Origin of the sequence: Roseobacter weihaiensis, from assembly GCF_020622345.1 — a bacterium.
Lineage (GTDB): Bacteria > Pseudomonadota > Alphaproteobacteria > Rhodobacterales > Rhodobacteraceae > Roseobacter > Roseobacter weihaiensis.
Genome location: NZ_JACNMO010000031.1, coordinates 1 through 17,045, shown reverse-complemented (window position 1 = coordinate 17,045; position 17,045 = coordinate 1). Strand labels below are relative to the sequence as shown.

Below are 17,045 nucleotides of genomic sequence, written 5' to 3'. Positions count from 1 at the left end.
CCACACGCAAGACAGCAAAAAAGGCGCGACCCTACGGCCGCGCCCTGCATAACGAACACGCAATACGCCTTAGTTGACGGATTTCGCGTCAACCACGTCTTTTTCGATGCGCTTGGTCGAGCTGATGGAAATCTGGCGCGGTTTCAGCGCTTCGGGCACTTCGCGCACCAGGTCAATGTGCAGCATGCCATCGACATGGCTCGCGCCTGTGACATGCACGTGATCGGCCAGATGGAAGCGGCGCTCGAACGCTCGGGTCGCGATACCGCGGTGCAGATAGACATGCTTGGCATTTTCCTCGGACTTCCGGGCGGAGACGATCAGCGCGTTTTCCCGCACCTCAACACTCAGATCCTGCTCGGAAAAACCTGCAACAGCAATCGAAATCCGGTAAGAATCATCCTCCAGCTTTTCGATGTTGTAGGGCGGATAGGAAGGCTGCGAGCCTTCGGTGGTCAGCACCCGGTCCATCAGGTCAGCAATCTGGTCAAAGCCGACGGTGGCGCGGTAAAGTGGTGCAAAGTCATATGTACGCATAGCATTATCCTCTTTCATTGAGCGATACTGTTATGGATGCTCCTGGTCTGGACACACCCGTTTTAGATCATCAGAGCCCGAATGAGGCACCCTGACAGTGCTAATGTGGGGACAGTTCTTATGCTTTCAAGACCTTCAAGGCCGGACGAATTTTGCGCCACCGCCAGTGGTTCCTGCAGCACCGCACCCAACCGTGATGCGCCGGATCTGCGCGACGGGCTTTTCCTTGTTTGCCCACATGCGATGGCGTAATTCGGCGACAATGTCCGGCAGCGTCATGCCGAGCGCGCGCTTTTGGCCATTGATAGTCGCCATGCCCGAAATGACCGAAACGATCTGTCCCCGGCCATTCTCATGACTGAAAACCGGGGCACCGGACGATCCGAACGTGATGTCACAGTCCATCAGCATGATATCCTGTTGTGTCGCCGCGACCTGACAGACGTCTTGCCGGGAGGGCAGGGTTTCCCGGTCACGACCATAAGAGACAACACTGACCGGCCCCCTGGAGACGGTTGTGCTTTTGAGCACAAAGGGATCAAGCTCGCTGGTCGGAATGGGTTTGGCCAGCCGAAGCAGAGCAACATCATGCCGGACGTTCTGAATACTCATCCCGGCACCGGGCTTATACTTGGAATGGGCCTCAATCTGAGTGATCGGGCGTGCGGCGGCCACCCGCCCCTTCCGCAATCCTGCGCGAAACGTCAGGTCTTCTGGTTTGAACAGACTGCCTGTATCGCGGTCGTACACGCAATGCGCCGCCGTCAGAACCAGCTCCGGTGAAATGAGGGTGGCGGTGCAGAAACCCGACCCCTTGGCATCCAACCGACCTACCGATTGCCAGGCCAGAGCATCATTTTCGCCCGCCATGCCGCGCAGCGTCGTCGTCTGCTGTGCGGACGCGACGGTCGCCGTTAAGGCCGCGATGAAAGCGGTGACAAAGACAATCTTCATCCTCAATTCTCCGGACGAATAAACTTGGCGCCGGTGTCGCGTCTGACCTCCCCGACCGACACACGGTTGGTCTTTGGAAGCGACTTGAGGAAAACGCCGCCACCGCTCTCAAGCTCGGCCCGCAAATCACTCAGCGGGGTGCTCAACTCCGTCCCCAGCGAGACCTTGTGCCCATCTATTTCGGCCTTGGCGGAGACCACCGAAACGATATGCGCCATCCCGTTGGAAAAGGTGAAGATAGGGGCCCCGGAAGAGCCGAAATCAACGGAACAGGAGGTCACCAGCACACCATCCTGCAATCCGAGCACTTCGCAGACTTCTTGCAGCGAAGGCGCTTCGGCACGGTCGCGGGCATAGCTGACAACCCCGACCCGGTCCCCCTGTTCAGGCTGCGCTGCGGTGTGAAAGGGCTCGATCCGGGTGTTGCGGATGGGGTGCGCGAGTTCGAGCAGCGCCACATCATTGCGCACCCGTTCAGAGGAAACATCGCGATTGTAGGTGTATTTTTTATGCACGACCGCACGTCGCACCTGTCGGTAGGCAGAAGCGCGCCCGTTGCGCCACCCGGCCAGAAATTCGACGGTATTGTGGTCGATACGTTCCCCGGAGGTCTTGTCAAACAGACAATGGGCGGCGGTCAAAACAAGATCTGGCGCGATCAGCGCCCCCGTGCAAAACCCGTTGCCGCCAATATCAAGGCGCCCGACCGCTTCCCACGGGCTGGCATCCACGCCGGTTTGCAACGACTTCAAACCTGCATCCTGCGCAAAGGCCCCGCTTGCCAGCAAACCAATGACATATGTCGCCAGTAACCCAATTCGCACCAGTGATCCCCTGCTCAGTTCTCAGCAACATATCGAGAGGATGCGGCAGAAATGCGGCTTTCCTGACCTTATTGGGGCCTGTTTTGGGAACAGACCGTCGCCATTTCGTCAACGCAACTGCGGAATTTCAGACCTGGGGTTGAATTCTGCATCCAAAGCAGGCGGCTTTGGCCCGCCCGTGGCCCAATCGAGCAGCTCCACGCTGTGCACAATTGGAATCGCCGTCCCGGACCCGATCTGGATCATGCAGCCGATATTGCCTGCGGCGATGATGTCGGGGTTTTTGGCCTCCAGCGTCCGGACCTTGCGATCTTTGAGCTGCCTGGAAATCTCCGGCTGCATCAGGTTATAGGTCCCCGCAGACCCGCAGCACAGATGCGGATCGCTTGGCTCGACGATGGTGAAGCCTGCACGCCTTAGCAGCTCTTTTGGATAGGTTTTGATCTGCTGGCCGTGCTGCAAGGAACAGGCGGCGTGATAGGCCACGACCATCTCCTTGTCATCGCTTTCGGGCAGGTCAAGCTTCATCAGAATCTCGGAGACATCCATCGCGATCGCCGACACCCGTGCGGCGTCCGCCGCCAGGGTCTCATTGCGGAACATGTGACCGTAGTCCTTGACCGTGGTCCCGCACCCAGAGGTGTTGATGACAATGGCATCAAGCCCGTCGCCATCCATCTCCGTCACCCAGGCGCGGATATTCTTTGCCGCCGTCTCGTGGCTCTCGGTGGTTTTGCCCATGTGGTGGGTCAGTGCCCCACAACAGCCAGCCCCTTCGGCCACGACCACCTCACACCCCAACCGTGTCAAAAGGCGGATGGTTGCATCGTTGATATCCGTGTTAAGCGCCTTTTGCGCGCAGCCTGTCATAAGCGCCACGCGCATCTTGCGCGCCGTCAGGGGCGCAAAGCTTTGCGGATCGTCGTTGCGGCTCACAGGCGGGATCACCTTTGGCGCCATCTCCAGCATGGCCCGCAAACGCGCATCCGGCATCAGCGGGGCGAGGGGCTTGCCAATCTTGGCGGCCAGCAGAGCCAACCGGAACCGCATCGGATAGGGCAGAATGCGCGCCAGAATCCAGCGCAGGGCCCGGTCGCTGAAGGGACGCTTGTACCGTCGTTCTATGTAGTCCCGCGCATGATCCACCAGATGCATGTAGTGCACGCCCGAAGGGCACGTGGTCATGCAAGCCAGACAGGAAAGACAGCGATCAATGTGCTTGACCGTTTTCGTATCTGGCTCACGGTCGTTCTCCAGCATGTCTTTGATGAGATAGATGCGCCCGCGCGGGCTGTCGAGTTCGTCGCCCAAAACCTGATAGGTCGGGCAGGTTGCGGTGCAAAACCCGCAATGCACGCAAGAGCGCAGGATTTCGTTGCTGCGTTGAATGCCAGGGTCCTTGAGCTGCGCTTCGGTGAATGTCGTCTGCATTACGCAACCTCTCGGGACGCAGCGCCCATGAGGCCGCGGTTCAGAATTCCGCGCGGGTCAAACCGCGCCCGCAACCCTTCTGAAATCCGTTCCACACCCGGTGCTTGCGGTTCAAACTGCGCGATGCCTTCGGAGCGGCCCCGCACCAGCGTCGCATGCCCGTCATACCGGCCCAGACGCGCCCTCAAATCGACACCGGGTGCCGTCAGGAACCAGATCAGCCCGCCCCCCCAATCGCAGTAGCATTCCTCTGCATCGCTTGCGGCCACCAGACGCGGCCCGTCGGTGGGTTTGCAAGAGACGCGCCAGACATCCCCCGCCACCTCCGAAAACTTGCCCGCGTCCCGGACCCCTTGCCAGAACCACAGTGACATCTCGTCACTTGCCACCAGCATATCGACGCCCTGTTCCGCAAAGAGCCCCTTGAGCTGCTCCAGCCGGTAGGCGACGGAGGCTTCGAACCCTTCGACCCGCAGGGCCGTGATCGGATCATCATCCAGGATTTTGGCGCAATGAGCGGCCCCCGTCACCTCAAAGGGAGACCCCATCGCGCGCGCCATCGCCGCGACCGCCGCCGTGTCATCCAGACCGCGCAGCATCAACGTGCCCTCGGTCTCCGGCACCGGCAGAACCTTGAGCGACACCTCGGTCAGCACGCCAAGCGTGCCGTAGGCACCGGACATCAGCTTGACCAGATCGTAGCCGGTCACGTTCTTCATCACCCGGCCCCCGTTTTTGACGATGTTCCCGGCCCCATCCACGAACCGCACGCCAAGGGCGTAGTCGCGCGCGGCACCGCCCTGGATGCGGCGCGGCCCGCTGACGTTTGCCGCCACAACACCGCCAATGGTCGGCTCGCCTTCGGTGCCCAGCAGCGGGCGGTGATCCATCGGCTCAAAGGCGAGACGCTGCCCTTCGGCGGCAAGCGCCTTTTCGATTTGCGACACCGGCGTGCCCGCCTGGGCCACGATGGTCAACGCCCCCGGTTCATAGAGGGTTATTCCCGACAGACCGGCCGTGCTCAGCGTCTCGCCCGCCACCTCAAATCCACGCGTCCCACCACCCTGAATGCACAAGGGGGCCGTTGCGGATTTAACGGCGTCGGCCAGGGCCGCTTCTGTCTCAGGTTTGATCATGATGTCTGGCCGTTACTTTCGAAAGGGGCGCAGGTGGCACGGAAATGCAAGCACCCCTGTCATTCTGCAGCCATCGGCAGGCGGCGGCGGCTCTCGGACGCCGACAAGGGAAAAACCTTGGCCGGATTCAGCAGCCAGCCGGGATCAAAGACATCCTTGACCGCCATTTGCGCCTCAAGATCCTGAGGCGCGTACTGATATCCCATCAGGTCGCGCTTTTCGATGCCGACACCGTGTTCTCCTGTCAGACACCCGCCCGCCTCGACGCAGAGCTTGAGGATTTCCGCTCCGAACTCTTCGCATAGCTCCAGATCGCCGGGCTTGTTGGCGTCAAAAAGGATCAGCGGGTGCATATTCCCGTCACCGGCGTGAAAGACATTGCCCACCTTGAGGCCAAACTGCTCCGACATCTCACCAATCCGCCGCAACACCATCGGCAGGGAAGAGACAGGAATGGTCCCGTCGAGACACATGTAGTCGTTGATCTGGCCCATCGCCCCAAAGGCGGATTTGCGACCCAGCCAGATCGCAGCGCTTTCCTCGGCCGATTTGCTTTCCCGCAGTTCCACCGGGTTGTGACGGCGCGCGATCTTCATGATGAGCGACAGCTGGTGATCGATCTCGGCTTCCGAGCCCTCCACTTCCACGATCAGCAGGGCCTCGCACATCGGATAGCCCGCCTTGGCGAAGGCTTCGGTGGCCTCGATGCAGGGACGGTCCATGAATTCAATGGCAACGGGCAGGACGCCTGCTTTGATGATATCACTGACACAGGCCCCAGCCACCTCATTGTCGTCAAAGCCCATGAGCACGGGACGCGCGCCTTCGGGTTTGGGCAGAATACGCAGGGTCGCTTCGGTCACGACACCCAACTGGCCTTCTGAGCCGCAGATCAACCCCAAAAGGTCCAGCCCACCCGCATCCATGTACGCGCCGCCGATCTCGATAATCTCGCCGTCCATCATTACCATCGTGACGCCCATCAGATTGTTTGTCGTTACCCCGTATTTGAGGCAATGCGCGCCACCCGAGTTCATCGCAATGTTGCCCGCGATGGCGCAGGCCAGCTGGCTTGACGGATCGGGCGCATAGAAAAAACCATTTTCCTCGACGGCGCCAGTGACGCTGAGATTGGTGCGCCCGCTTTGCACCCGGATGGTGCGGTTCTCGTAATCGGTCTCCAGCACGTCGTTCATGCGCGCGATGCCAAGGATAACGCTATCGGCCGTGGGCAGGGCACCTCCTGCCAGCGACGTTCCGGACCCGCGCGGCACGACCGGCACGCCTTCCTCATGGCAAATGCGCAAAACATCCGCCACCTCGCGGGTCGAAGCGGGCAGCACCGCCGCCATCGGAGGACATTTGTACGCCGTCAGCGCATCACATTCATAGGCTCGGGTCTGTCGTTCGTCATGGATGACCGCGTCCTTTGGCAAAACGGCTTGCAACCGCTCTACCACACGCCCTTTGCGCGCCATGATACCTGCATCGGGAGTTGGCATTTCCATGTGATCGCCTCCATTTGGTAAAGTAATATTACCAATTTCGCCCATTGGCAAGAATAATCCGACCTGCCATGCGTAACGGTATGATTATTATAGACCGCATCACGCTTTTTTCGAGTTTTGATCTGGCCGCACTCGCCTTGCTTTTCCTGCTGTGGATGGGAATCGGCTGGCGGATCGAACATCCCTCGGCCCGGCATCCCTCAACCTCCATGCTGATCGCGGGGTATCGCAAGGCGTGGATGCGCGAGATGGTCACCCGGCAACCGCGTATCTTCGACGCGCAGATCCTCGGAACTCTGCGGCAAGGGACGGCCTTTTTCGCGTCGACCTGCGTTATTGCGCTGGGAGGAACGCTCGCGCTGATTGGCAATGCGGATCGTGTGGCGGGTGTTGCCGAGGATATCACCCAGTCGGACCGCCCTGCGATCGTGTGGCAGATCAAGCTGATGGTGCTTGCGCTGTTGTTGACAAACGCGTTTTTGAAATTTGTCTGGGCAAACAGGCTCTTTGGCTATTGCTCGGTCTTGATGGCAGCCGTACCCAACAATATCGATGACCCCAAGGCCTATCACCGTGCCGAGCAAGCGGCCGAGATCAACATCGCGGCGGCACGCAGCTTTAACCGGGGGTTGCGGTCCATCTATTTCGCGCTTGCGGCGGCCGCCTGGCTGGTGGGCGCCTGGGCTCTTGCGCTGGCCGCTCTGATCACCTTTACAGTCATCTGGCGCCGCGAGTTCGCGTCCCACTCTCGCAAAGTTCTCCTGAACGCCTAGATTACGTTCGTTGCAGACCACAATCTAAAGATCAATCATGTTAAAAAAACTCTGTCTTTCCCTCGTTCTCATGGTGACGCCAGCCCTTGCGGAGCCACCTGTCGTAGATCATGTTTCCGCCCAGCGGCTATCCAATGGGACATGGCGGTTCGACGTGACGATCTCTCACCCCGACACCGGCTGGGATCATTATGCCGATGCGTGGCGGGTGCTGGACATGCAGGGCAATCAACTGGGCATCCGCGAACTGGCCCATCCGCACGTGCAGGAGCAACCTTTTACCCGCTCCCTCTCCGGGGTGAGGGTGCCTGAGGGCACGACGGAGGTGCAGGTGCAGGCCCGTGACAAGCCCGGCGGCTGGAATCCAAACACCAAGACCGTCCGCCTGCGGTAACATCCCGACCTGACAAGCCCGCGGAGCGTGCGCTGCGCGGGACAGAATTGGTGTTTGCGTCTGTCGCTGCAAGCTTTGCTTTCAGGCACGGCTTGGAAGAGACAGTCTTTTTGAGCGATTACTTCCAAGTTGGTCTATTCAGCCCACAGTTTTATGCCTTTCGCGGAGGGTGAGCTGACGGGCTGCGGAAGGAATTCCCAGCCTGTTTTTGCACGCAGCACCGTCCTGCTATCCTTCGCTTTACTGGGATCGAACCAAAGGCGGCCACTGACCGGGATCGGCAGACGGGTCAGGACCTTTTCGATCTCTACCTCAAACATATGACAGCCCTCGGCGTCACGCCTGCGCGCCGGGCGGCCTTTTCCGACGCCAGCCTGGCGCACGCGGGCGGCTACGCTTTGCGCGATCCCCAACAGCGGATCGCCTATGTCGGGGCGGCGCTGGTGCATGGCATCTACTGGTTCGACGATCCGCTCCTGAGACGCTTGCGGCGGATCGTCGAAGACGCGACATCCACCGATGACCTGTGTGACCGGATGTCCGGGTTTTAAGAAGGATTTGCCTGACGGAGCCAGATTATCCGCACAGCCCGGCCCAGCTGCGCCAGGGCATGTTGGTCGCGGAGGCGCAACCCCGGCGGCGATATCGGCCAGGGTTTAGCAGTTCAACGATTTTGGGGGATTGCTATGGATGGTCGGATGATCGTCGAAACGGCCTTTGGGAATGGAAACATCCGTATCCATGAGCTTGGCGGTCTCCGCCGCTCCGTCGAAAATCCCAATCCCGAAAGTTTTGAGCTCTTGCTCAAGGATGGCGGAGCCCTGCTGGGGCAGCTCCAGCGGGGCATGCTGCTCGACCAGATCGGAGAAATCTCTGACACAAGCCCTATCTGCCCAACTGCGCCCGAGCCAGGTCGGTTCACGACGATCCGCTCCTTGCTGCCTTTGCCATCGACAAGGGCTTTTCCACCATTGTGAGAGACATCGCGGATCTTCAGATTTGTCAGTTCGTTTGGGCGCTCAACACTTCCGGGGTGCGCCTAAGCGGCAAAATCCACGGGCATTGGGCCAAGCTTTCTCGTCTATGAGCAAATCCACTCAAAGGACCGTATCTTTGTTCGTGCGGCTTTGAGTGGGTGGCCTTGTGATCTTCTTTCGCCACAAGCGCACCAATATGATGGTCCAGAAGCAGTCGAATTAAGCCGTCGGCGATAGCAGCAACCAATCCATAATGTTGGAGCGGATTGCGTCAGCTCACCAGCTGTTGTAACCGAGAAACTTACCTGACATCTCGACCTTCACGCGGTCGCCCTTGGGATGCTCGACCCGGGTCACAGACATGTCGAAATCGATGGCCGACATGATGCCGTCGCCGAACTTCTCCTGAATGATCGCCTTGAGCGTCGGACCATAAACGCCGACGATCTCATAGAACCGATAGATGCAAGGGTCGGTCGGCACCGCCTGTTCCCAGATCTTCGTGGGGCTTTCCGCCAGCACCGATGCGGCCTCCTGCGGCAGACCCATGGTGGTGACCATCAACTCTGCCTTGTCGGGCGGGAAGGCGTTCATGCCCATCGCCGCAGAATGGGTCCAGATCGGGGACATGTCGATCTTTTCCGCGATCTCTTCCCATGTCAGGCCTGCCTGCTTCTTGGCAGACAGGATCATCGCGGTGACGTCCTCTTTGGTCATCTCGGTCATTGGGATCGTATCCTTCATCTTATAATCCTAACTCTGTCAGTCCGGGGTGGTTGTCGGGCCGGGGGGTGCCCTTCGGCCAGTGAAACAAGCGGTCGTGTTCCGCGATGGGCACATCATTTATCGAGGCGTGGCGCACGGCCATGTACCCCAGGTCATCGAACTCCCAGTTCTCATTGCCATGGGCGCGGTACCACTGGCCCGCCTCGTCGTGCCATTCGTAGCAAAAGCGCACAGCGATGCGGCGGCCTTCGTGCGCCCAGATCTCCTTGATCAGGCGATAGCCGGTCTCGGTCGCCCATTTGCGGGTCAGGAAATCTTCGACCTCGGCCCGCCCACGCGGAAACACCGAGCGGTTGCGCCAGCGCGTGTCGGGCGTATAGGCCTGCGCCACCTTCGCGGGGTCGCGCGTGTTCCAGGCGTTTTCGGCCATGCGCACCTTGGCCACCGCCTCCTCATAGGAAAACGGCGGCAGAGGTGGGCGGGGCAGCGTGCCAGCCATCGCCTCAGCCTTCCACAGCGCGCAGGATCGGCGCGGCAGGCTCGGGCTCTTCGCTCTCCTGCGCGTCTGTCAGATCAATGCGGACGGTTTCGGGGCGACTGACACCATCGCCGGGCTGGCCAGAGAGGTCTTCGGACCGCTGCCCAAGAAAATGCACCAGATGGTTGCGAATGGCGTAGTAGTTCGGATGCTCCACGATGGTGGTGCGGTTGCGCGGTCTCGGGATCGTGATTTCCACGCTTTCGGCCACCTGCGCCATCGGCCCATTGGTCATCAGCAGGATACGGTCCGCCAGCAGGATCGCCTCGTCAATATCGTGGGTGATCATGAAGACGGTCTGATCCGTGTCGCTCCAGACCTTGATCAGCTCATCCTGAATGGTGCCTCGGGTCAGCGCGTCTAGCGCGCCGAAGGGTTCGTCCAGCAGCAAGAGCTTGGGCTCATTGGCAAAGGCCCGGGCGATGGAGACGCGTTGGCGCATACCACCCGAGAGCTGGCTGGGCTTGCGGTGGATTGCATCGCCGGTCAGGCCGACCTTGGCGAGAAAGGCTGTGGAATGCTCGATCACCTTCTCCTTGCTCCACGCCGGAAAGCGCGCCGAGACGCCAAAGGTCACGTTCTTGAGTGCCGTCAGCCAGGGCAGCAGCGAGTAGTTCTGGAACACCACGCCCCGGTCGAGACTGGGGCCGGAGACATGCTGCCCGTCCATCTTGACCACCCCGCTGGTGGGCTCAGCCAGCCCCGCCAGGATGTTCATGATCGTCGATTTGCCACAGCCCGAATGGCCCAGGATGCAGACGAACTCGCCCTTCTCGATGCCGAAGCTGGCGTTCTCGAAGACGGTAAACTCCCCACCCTGCCCGTCGGGATAGCGCTGCGTGAGTTGCTCGATACTCAGAAAAGGTTTGGCCACGAAAAGCTCCTATTCCGTGTAGGCGACGGTGCGCTGCAGCAGGCCGAACAGAGAGTCCAGCAGCATGCCAACGACGCCGATCATGAGGATGGAAAAGATGACAGAGGTCAGGTCGAGATTGTTCCACTCGTTCCACACGTAATAGCCAATGCCTGTGCCCCCCACGAGCATCTCGGCCGCGACAATCACCAGCCAGGCGATCCCGATGGAGATGCGCATGCCAGTCACGATCGTCGGCGCGGCGGCAGGCAGGATCACGGTGAAGGCCGTCTTGAACGGCCCCAGTTCATGCGTGCGGGCGACATTGACCCAATCCTCTCGCACCCCGGCGACGCCAAAGGCCGTGTTGATCAGCATCGGCCAGATCGAGCAAATGAAGATCACGAAGATCGCACTCATCTCGCTGTCCTGAATGACAAACAGCGCAAGCGGCATCCATGCGAGCGGCGAGATGGGCCGCAGCACCTGGATGAACGGGTTCAACGCCTTGTAGGCGACAGAGGACATCCCGATCAGAAAGCCCAGCGGGATCGCAACAGCCGCCGCCAGCAGATACCCCGTCAGCACCCGGTAGATCGAATAACCGATCTGAATGCCGATCCCCTTGTCATTCGGGCCTGCATCATAGAACGGGTTCGACAGCTGCTCCCACGCTTTGACCAGCACCTGGCTTGGCGGCGGCACACCGGCTTTCGGCTGTCCGCCGCCGGTGAGCAATTCGTATTCCGTCAACTCGCCCACCGCCTTTTGCGCGGGGATCGACGCTTCCCAGATCAGGCAGCCCACGACCAGGATCAGGATCGAGAGCAGGGCTGCCTTGCGGTTTTCGGAGAGTGCCTTCATCAGCCCGCCTTGATCGCAAAGCTGTCGACATAGGCCTCGGGCGTCTCGGGGTCGAAGGTCTTGCCCATGATCGTGTGCGATTTGTAGGTGATATCCGGCGCGTCATAGCCCAGATCGGTCATGACCTTCTTGGCGTCGGAGGCGAGGTACACCTGCTCGGCCACCGCTTTGTAATCGATATCCCCCTCGATATAGCCCCAACGCTTCATCTGCGTCAGGATCCACACGCCCATGGAATGCCAGGGGAAAGGGTCAAAATCGATCCGGTCAGGCACGCGCTGCACCTCGCCCAGACCATCCGCATAGGTCCCGGTCAGCACCTGCTGCACCACCGTGACCGGTTGGTTGAGGTAGTTGGTGGGCGAAATCGCCGCGGCAATCTCCACTCGGTTGTCCGGGTTTGAGGCGTATTGCGTCGCATCGATGATCGATTTCAGCAGCGCGCCATAGGTGTTGGGCAGCTCCTGCGCAAAACTCAACGGAGCGGCAAAGGCGCAGCAGGGGTGCCCCTCCCAGATCTCCTTGGTCAGGATGTGAATAAAGCCAATGCCCTCATAGACCGCACGTTGGTTGAACGGGTCAGGCGAGAGATAGCCGTCGAGATTGCCTGCGCGCAGGTTGGCCACCATCTCCGGCGGCGGCACAACGCGGATCTGGATGTCCTTGTCGGGGTCCAGACCAAACTCTGCCACGTAATAGCGCAGCAGGAAGTTGTGCATGGAGTATTCAAATGGCACGCCGAAGGTAAAGCCCTTCCACTGCTTCGGGTCGCGCTTGTCGAGGTGCTCGTTCGAAAGGACAATCGCCTGCCCGTTGATGTTTTCCACAGCGGGCATGATGTACGGCTCCGCCACCGACCCCGCGCCCAGTGTCATCGCCAGCGGCATCGGCGTCAGCATGTGGCTCGCGTCATACTCACCTGACAGCGACTTGTCGCGCGCCACGGCCCAACCCGCGGTCTTGATCACCTCGGCATTCAGCCCGTAGCGCTCGTAGAAGCCCAAAGGCTGCGCCATGATGATCGGCGTCGCACAGGTGATCGGCACGAACCCGATGTTCAGATCGGTTTTCTCCGGCGGTCCAAGCTCATCCAGCAGCGCCGCCTTGGCCTGTTCCAGCGGGAAGACAGAGGCGAGCGCCGCAGCCGCCGTTGTGCCACCAATCATGCCCATGAAGGACCTGCGCCCGATGTCGTTCTGACCAAAGACCGAGCGGACAATGGCGCTTTCCACCGCACGCTCCATCATCTGCTCCGAGGACATATGATGCGGCTCGACATGATCCTGATCATGCCCGTGACCGGCCATGCAACCCTCACAACCGCAATCCGCGCCATGCCTCAGATCGGTCTTTTCCGAAAACGGATTACCTAGGCTTTTGATTGTCATGTCCATCTCCTGTCAGCGTTTGAAAAACTGTCCCATGGCGCACAGGCCTTGAAAATGCGGTCTGACAATCGCCTGAAAACGGTCACCACGCTGAATTTACTGATGAATTTCTGTGCGTTTCTCACGAATTTTCGTAAATTACGAATTTTCATAAGGGGCATGCGGCCCGAAGCTGCCAGACTGCCTGCGATGCTTGATCTTCTCGATTCTGACCGGCTGGTTTGCCATCACCCGCTTCCCACGGTGCTCGTCAACACGCGCACGGACCGCGTGGTCACCGCAAACCAGGCGGCAAACCACCTGCTTGGGCCGGAGGCCCTTGGTGCTGCGTTCTCGGACCTGCTGCAGTGCGATCTCTCAATCGCTGCGGTTTTTTTCGACGCCGTGGCCCATTTCGGAAACTACATCGACCGTGGCCTGTCGCTCTCCCGAACAGATGGCACAGCATTGCGGCTGCAGAGTTATGGCGTGCAGTACAGGCCCGATCTCGTCTTGCTCAGCTTTCTGGATCTGGACGAGCATGACCATCGCACTCGCATGGCAGAGCAGGAGGCGCACCAACGGGCGGGTCTGTCGCAATGGCAGAACATCTATGGCTTCTTCCGCGAGGTCGAGGCGCAAAACCATCTGATCCTCGAAGCCGCAGGCGAAGGCATTTATGGCATCAACGCCATGGGCCAGGCCACCTTCGTGAACCGGGCCGCACAGGAAATGCTGGGCTGGTCCTCGGACGATCTGATTGGCCGTGACCTGCACGCCACCATCCACCACAAACATCTGAACGGCGAGCACTTCCCGGCCCACACCTGCCCCATCTACGCCTCCTTCCGGCGCGAGGAGACCATGCGCGTGGAAGATGACGTCTTCTGGCGCAAGGACGGCAAACCCATTCTGGTCGAATATGTCTCGACGCCGATTTACGATCATGGCGTGCTGGCGGGCGCGGTGGTGATCTTTCGCGATGTGACAGAGCGTAAGGAAAACGAACGCAAGCTGCGTGAAGCCCTGGCGCAGGTCGAAGAGCTGAAGGTCAAGCTGGAGCAGGAGAATGACTACCTGCTCACCGAAATCCGCTCGGCCCGCTCGCACACCGGGGTGGTTGGCGTCTCGCCTGCGATCAAATCGCTGAACGCGCGTATCGATCTGGCCGCGCGCAACAAGGCGCATGTGCTGGTCTCCGGCCCGCCCGGCTCAGGCAAGAGCCTGACCGTCTCGGCCATCCACGAGGCCAGCGACCGCCAGCGCCGCCCGCTTGTGCGCATCAGCTGTGACCAGATGTCCGCATCGGAGTTGGAGGCGGAGCTGTTCGGCTATCGGCGCGGGGCCTTCGCGGGCGCCACCCGCGACACCACGGGCAAGCTGATCATGGCGCACAATGGCACGCTGCATCTTGATGAGGTGGCGGAGCTGCCCAAGGTCGTGCAGGCCAAGCTGCACGACGTGCTGCAACGGGGCCATTTCCAGCGGCTGGGCGACAGCAGCCAGACACCCGTCTCCCTGACCGTGGTTGCGACCACCTCGCGCGACTTGATGGCCGAATTGCGGTCTGGGCGCTTTCGGCAAGACCTCTATTTTGCTCTCAACGTGTTTTCGATCACCTGCGAACCTTTGCATGACCGATCCGAAGACATCCCCTATCTGGCCAAGCATTTCCTCGACCGGACGACGCGCCGCCTGCGTCTGCCTGCGACGCGGCTGTCCAAGTCAAACATCGATGCGCTCATGCAGTATGACTGGCCCGGAAACGTGCGGGAGCTTGAAAACGTGATCGAACGCGCCGCGATTCTGGCGCAGGGGGGGCGGCTGAAGTTCGACTTTCAGCGCCCCGACAGCAGCTTTGGCACCGGGGCCGATGTGGTGCTGACCCATGAAGAATTGCGCAATCTCGAGCGCGAAAATCTCCAGAACGCCTTGCGCCGGGCCGGTGGCAAGGTTGCCGGGCAAAAAGGGGCAGCCGCCATGCTCGGCATTGCGCCAACGACGGCGTATTCCAAGATCAAGTCGCTCGGTATCGACCCCAAACACTTCAAGTAAACGGACTGTCCAGCAAATGACTGGAAAGAGCTATATTAAAGTGTCGGTTGCTGGGTGAAAGTACGTCTGCGAAGCGGATGTCACTCCGAAGACCAAGCTCAAGGTCTGGTAATTGGATGTACCGGCTGCTTCACCCAGCAGGTTAGGCTCTGCCTATTTCTGCGCAAGCAAATCAAACGATTTGCGCATGTTGCAACATTTGAAGAGCGGCCCCGCCGCATTGTGGGTATGGAGGCCTGCTTGGGCGCCCATTTTATGAGCTGCACCAAGGGCCAAAGAACGACTGCAATGACGCGGAAGCGATTGCCGCAGTCGCTCTGCGCCCGAACCTGCAAACCGTTTCCGAGAAGAGCCAGGATCATTTTGGCCTGTCGGCGCCCCATCGCGTTCGTTCACGCCCCGTGTCGCGCGGAACAGCGGCGATCAGTCAGATCCGCGCCTTGCTGATCGAACAGGATAGGGCTTGTGTGAGAGATTTCTTCGATCTGGTCGAGCAGCATGGCCCGCTGGAGCTGCCCCAGCAGGGCTCCGCCATCCTTGAGCAAGAGCCCAGAATTCGGGATTGGGATTTTCGACGGATCGGCGGAAACCGCCAAGCTCATGGATCCGGGTGTTTCCATTCTCAAAGGCCGTTTCGACGATCATCCGACCATCCATAGCAATCCCCCAAAATCGTTGAACTGTTAAACCCTAACCGATAAACCCCGGGTTTTGCCCAATCCCCGCAACGCCACTTGATCTGAAAAACTACGTTACCACGACATTAGCCAATCCGCATGATACGACGACGGATGTTGAACGACCCCGCGGAAACGGTTCTTTGTTTGCGGCCAAGCAACACCCGCAAGAATTCTGGCGCGCCTGCCGATGGCGCGACCCGTGACCACCCTATAACGAGGGACTGCTTTTTGTTTGATGATATCAGTCCATTTCAGTCGTCCAACGGGTGCAGCCGAGAGCCTGCGAGGCTCGCTGCATTGCGGTGGACCAGTTCTGACAGAAAATCTGCGACAGCACGCACGCGGGCCGGGTGGCAGGGTATTTTCGACTATGTCTTCTCCGGCTTCGATGGCGATGCGGCCCAGCGGGAATTCTATCTCGAAGAGCGCGCCCGCAGTTTCCACGACTACGAACTGATGACCTGCGCGCGCGACGCCTCCAGATGGGAAAGTCTCGGCGGTGGCGCGGGGCAAGGTGCCTCCTTCGGCTTTGGCGAAGAGGGCATGGCGCAGCTCGACAGCTGGTTCTCGGGCCGGTCTTATGAGGAGGCCGTTGCCGCCCATCGCCAGATCATGGAGGCGCGGCGCATCGCCACCCCCGGCCACTTCATCGGCAGCGAGATCGTAGGTGGGGCGACCGGGGTTGCAACGGGTGCGCTCTCGGGCGCAGGTCAAGACGAAGGTGACGTGCTCGACCGCCTCCACGGTGCCTTTGTAGGTGGCCTGACCGGCGGCATGGCAGGCGCCTTGCTCTCCGGCGCAGGCATCCTCGCCGCACGCGGGGCCTCAAGACCACGGATATGGGGAAGGGTCGCACGGCGTTTGACGAAGAGCGATTTCCCTGACATCGGCAGAACCACAGGTTAAAAACATAGCAGACACATAGCCGGACGGTTGGAGAACAAGGGCAGCGGTACAATGTACTCCTGCTCTGCTCCCCGGCCTTCTGCCGCCGAGGGCCGGAGTTTTCCGCCCTGTCTCAGCGTGGCAGGCTGGTATCGCCAACTGAGTTTGTCTTCTGGATCGGTGGGATATTCCCGACCGCGCTGTGCGGTCTTTCCTCGTTGTAGTATCTACGCCAGATCTCCATCTTTTCGCAAGCATCCCACAGCGACAGGAACCATTGCGCGTTCAGGCACGCGGCCCGGAACTTGGAGTTGAACGCTTTGGTAAAGGCGTTGTTGGTCGGCTTGCCGGATCGTGAGAAGTCAAGTGTGACGCCGTTCTGGCAGGCACATTTCAGCATTGCCCGATTGGTAAACTCCGCCCCGTCTTGCGGCGTCTCCTGCGGTCCCCGCGCTTCAAGGGTCCGGGTCCCCAAATCGTCACGACCAATGAAAGGCGGTCAGGACGCGAAGGCCTCCGTTTCAGTGATCTTTTCAAATGCGG

Annotated in this window: 19 protein-coding genes and 2 pseudogenes; 7 read left to right on the top strand and 14 right to left on the bottom strand. The window is 60.1% G+C overall.

Annotation, left to right across the window (positions count from 1 at the left end; translation table 11 throughout):
* Nucleotides 1-69: 69 nt before the first annotated feature.
* The 6 genes from H7847_RS23135 to H7847_RS23110 form a co-directional block, all read right to left on the bottom strand.
* Complete coding sequence (locus tag H7847_RS23135) at nucleotides 70-537, bottom strand: Hsp20 family protein (protein ID WP_227271858.1); 468 nt, start codon at nucleotides 535-537, stop codon at nucleotides 70-72.
* Nucleotides 538-672: 135 nt separating this feature from the next.
* Nucleotides 673-1,491, bottom strand: a complete 819-nt coding sequence (locus H7847_RS23130; RefSeq protein WP_227271857.1) for a trypsin-like serine peptidase — start codon at nucleotides 1,489-1,491, stop codon at nucleotides 673-675.
* A 2-nt stretch (nucleotides 1,492-1,493) separates the two neighbouring features.
* Entirely contained in the window at nucleotides 1,494-2,315 is an 822-nt protein-coding gene (locus H7847_RS23125) for a trypsin-like serine peptidase (RefSeq protein ID WP_406676035.1), read from the bottom strand.
* A gap of 108 nt (nucleotides 2,316-2,423) precedes the next feature.
* Entirely contained in the window at nucleotides 2,424-3,746 is a 1,323-nt protein-coding gene (gene glcF / locus H7847_RS23120; RefSeq protein WP_227271856.1) for a glycolate oxidase subunit GlcF, read from the bottom strand.
* Nucleotides 3,746-4,882: an FAD-binding protein gene (locus H7847_RS23115; RefSeq protein WP_227271855.1), complete on the bottom strand. Its 1,137-nt coding sequence runs from the start codon at nucleotides 4,880-4,882 to the stop codon at nucleotides 3,746-3,748. Before H7847_RS23115 ends, glcF begins: the two co-directional genes overlap by 1 nt.
* 59 nt (nucleotides 4,883-4,941) lie before the next feature.
* Nucleotides 4,942-6,390 (bottom strand): FAD-linked oxidase C-terminal domain-containing protein, encoded by a 1,449-nt coding sequence (locus H7847_RS23110; protein WP_227271854.1) that lies wholly within the window; start codon nucleotides 6,388-6,390, stop codon nucleotides 4,942-4,944.
* A gap of 80 nt (nucleotides 6,391-6,470) precedes the next feature.
* Here H7847_RS23110 and H7847_RS23105 point away from each other — a divergent pair, with 80 nt between their 5' ends.
* Together H7847_RS23105 and H7847_RS23100 are read left to right on the top strand one after the other, a co-directional pair.
* Nucleotides 6,471-7,163 carry a DUF599 domain-containing protein gene (locus H7847_RS23105; protein WP_227271853.1) on the top strand — a complete coding sequence of 231 codons (693 nt, stop codon included), beginning with the start codon at nucleotides 6,471-6,473 and terminating at the stop codon, nucleotides 7,161-7,163.
* 37 nt (nucleotides 7,164-7,200) lie between these two features.
* Complete coding sequence (locus H7847_RS23100; protein ID WP_227271852.1) at nucleotides 7,201-7,557, top strand: hypothetical protein; 357 nt, start codon at nucleotides 7,201-7,203, stop codon at nucleotides 7,555-7,557.
* A gap of 134 nt (nucleotides 7,558-7,691) precedes the next feature.
* Here the strand turns inward: H7847_RS23100 and H7847_RS23095 are convergent, their stop codons facing one another.
* Nucleotides 7,692-7,877 carry a hypothetical protein gene (locus tag H7847_RS23095; RefSeq protein WP_227271851.1) on the bottom strand — a complete coding sequence of 62 codons (186 nt, stop codon included), beginning with the start codon at nucleotides 7,875-7,877 and terminating at the stop codon, nucleotides 7,692-7,694.
* On the opposite strand from H7847_RS23095, the gene H7847_RS23090 reads away from it, so the two are divergent.
* Both H7847_RS23090 and H7847_RS23085 read left to right on the top strand, forming a co-directional pair.
* Complete coding sequence (locus H7847_RS23090) at nucleotides 7,878-8,108, top strand: hypothetical protein (RefSeq protein ID WP_227271850.1); 231 nt, start codon at nucleotides 7,878-7,880, stop codon at nucleotides 8,106-8,108.
* A 147-nt stretch (nucleotides 8,109-8,255) separates the two neighbouring features.
* The gene (locus tag H7847_RS23085) at nucleotides 8,256-8,534 is read left to right on the top strand and encodes a hypothetical protein (RefSeq protein ID WP_227271849.1); all 279 of its coding nucleotides are present in this window, start codon (nucleotides 8,256-8,258) and stop codon (nucleotides 8,532-8,534) included.
* Between the two features lie 276 nt (nucleotides 8,535-8,810).
* Here the strand turns inward: H7847_RS23085 and cynS are convergent, their stop codons facing one another.
* The 5 genes from cynS to H7847_RS23060 are packed head-to-tail and all read right to left on the bottom strand — an operon-like array spanning nucleotide 8,811 to nucleotide 12,903.
* Nucleotides 8,811-9,278: a cyanase gene (gene cynS, locus H7847_RS23080; RefSeq protein WP_227271848.1), complete on the bottom strand. Its 468-nt coding sequence runs from the start codon at nucleotides 9,276-9,278 to the stop codon at nucleotides 8,811-8,813.
* Between the two features lies 1 nt (nucleotide 9,279).
* Nucleotides 9,280-9,759 carry a nuclear transport factor 2 family protein gene (locus H7847_RS23075; RefSeq protein WP_227271847.1) on the bottom strand — a complete coding sequence of 160 codons (480 nt, stop codon included), beginning with the start codon at nucleotides 9,757-9,759 and terminating at the stop codon, nucleotides 9,280-9,282.
* Nucleotides 9,760-9,763: 4 nt separating this feature from the next.
* Entirely contained in the window at nucleotides 9,764-10,672 is a 909-nt protein-coding gene (locus tag H7847_RS23070; protein ID WP_227271846.1) for an ABC transporter ATP-binding protein, read from the bottom strand.
* 9 nt (nucleotides 10,673-10,681) lie between these two features.
* On the bottom strand, nucleotides 10,682-11,515 hold the full coding sequence (gene ntrB, locus H7847_RS23065; protein ID WP_227271845.1) for a nitrate ABC transporter permease: 834 nt from the start codon (nucleotides 11,513-11,515) through the stop codon (nucleotides 10,682-10,684).
* Nucleotides 11,515-12,903, bottom strand: coding sequence for a CmpA/NrtA family ABC transporter substrate-binding protein (locus tag H7847_RS23060; protein ID WP_227271844.1), 1,389 nt, complete (start codon nucleotides 12,901-12,903; stop codon nucleotides 11,515-11,517). The genes ntrB and H7847_RS23060 overlap by 1 nt, the downstream gene beginning before the upstream one ends.
* A 189-nt stretch (nucleotides 12,904-13,092) precedes the next feature.
* Between H7847_RS23060 and H7847_RS23055 the strand changes: the two genes are divergently transcribed.
* Nucleotides 13,093-14,937 carry a sigma 54-interacting transcriptional regulator gene (locus tag H7847_RS23055; protein WP_227271843.1) on the top strand — a complete coding sequence of 615 codons (1,845 nt, stop codon included), beginning with the start codon at nucleotides 13,093-13,095 and terminating at the stop codon, nucleotides 14,935-14,937.
* Nucleotides 14,938-15,096: 159 nt separating this feature from the next.
* Nucleotides 15,097-15,392: pseudogene (locus H7847_RS23050) on the top strand (IS110 family transposase); the annotation flags it as partial.
* Here H7847_RS23050 and H7847_RS23045 read toward each other — a convergent pair.
* On the bottom strand, nucleotides 15,330-15,539 hold the full coding sequence (locus tag H7847_RS23045) for a hypothetical protein (protein ID WP_227271905.1): 210 nt from the start codon (nucleotides 15,537-15,539) through the stop codon (nucleotides 15,330-15,332). The pseudogene H7847_RS23050 and the gene H7847_RS23045 overlap by 63 nt on opposite strands.
* 375 nt (nucleotides 15,540-15,914) lie before the next feature.
* On the opposite strand from H7847_RS23045, the gene H7847_RS23040 reads away from it, so the two are divergent.
* On the top strand, nucleotides 15,915-16,523 hold the full coding sequence (locus H7847_RS23040; protein WP_227271842.1) for a hypothetical protein: 609 nt from the start codon (nucleotides 15,915-15,917) through the stop codon (nucleotides 16,521-16,523).
* Nucleotides 16,524-16,635: 112 nt separating this feature from the next.
* Here the strand turns inward: H7847_RS23040 and H7847_RS23035 are convergent.
* Nucleotides 16,636-16,926, bottom strand: a pseudogene (locus tag H7847_RS23035) (integrase core domain-containing protein); the annotation flags it as partial.
* Nucleotides 16,927-17,045: the final 119 nt, after the last annotated feature.

Coding starts and splice junctions, on each gene's coding strand:
- H7847_RS23135 (WP_227271858.1), bottom strand. CDS start 537: ATGCGTACATATGACTTTGCACCACTTTACCGCGCCACCGTCGGCTTT.
- H7847_RS23130 (WP_227271857.1), bottom strand. CDS start 1,491: ATGAAGATTGTCTTTGTCACCGCTTTCATCGCGGCCTTAACGGCGACC.
- glcF (WP_227271856.1), bottom strand. CDS start 3,746: ATGCAGACGACATTCACCGAAGCGCAGCTCAAGGACCCTGGCATTCAA.
- H7847_RS23115 (WP_227271855.1), bottom strand. CDS start 4,882: ATGATCAAACCTGAGACAGAAGCGGCCCTGGCCGACGCCGTTAAATCC.
- H7847_RS23110 (WP_227271854.1), bottom strand. CDS start 6,390: ATGGAAATGCCAACTCCCGATGCAGGTATCATGGCGCGCAAAGGGCGT.
- H7847_RS23105 (WP_227271853.1), top strand. CDS start 6,471: ATGATTATTATAGACCGCATCACGCTTTTTTCGAGTTTTGATCTGGCC.
- H7847_RS23100 (WP_227271852.1), top strand. CDS start 7,201: ATGTTAAAAAAACTCTGTCTTTCCCTCGTTCTCATGGTGACGCCAGCC.
- H7847_RS23095 (WP_227271851.1), bottom strand. CDS start 7,877: ATGTTTGAGGTAGAGATCGAAAAGGTCCTGACCCGTCTGCCGATCCCG.
- H7847_RS23090 (WP_227271850.1), top strand. CDS start 7,878: ATGACAGCCCTCGGCGTCACGCCTGCGCGCCGGGCGGCCTTTTCCGAC.
- H7847_RS23085 (WP_227271849.1), top strand. CDS start 8,256: ATGATCGTCGAAACGGCCTTTGGGAATGGAAACATCCGTATCCATGAG.
- cynS (WP_227271848.1), bottom strand. CDS start 9,278: ATGAAGGATACGATCCCAATGACCGAGATGACCAAAGAGGACGTCACC.
- H7847_RS23075 (WP_227271847.1), bottom strand. CDS start 9,759: ATGGCTGGCACGCTGCCCCGCCCACCTCTGCCGCCGTTTTCCTATGAG.
- ntrB (WP_227271845.1), bottom strand. CDS start 11,515: ATGAAGGCACTCTCCGAAAACCGCAAGGCAGCCCTGCTCTCGATCCTG.
- H7847_RS23060 (WP_227271844.1), bottom strand. CDS start 12,903: ATGACAATCAAAAGCCTAGGTAATCCGTTTTCGGAAAAGACCGATCTG.
- H7847_RS23055 (WP_227271843.1), top strand. CDS start 13,093: ATGCTTGATCTTCTCGATTCTGACCGGCTGGTTTGCCATCACCCGCTT.
- H7847_RS23045 (WP_227271905.1), bottom strand. CDS start 15,539: ATGAGCTTGGCGGTTTCCGCCGATCCGTCGAAAATCCCAATCCCGAAT.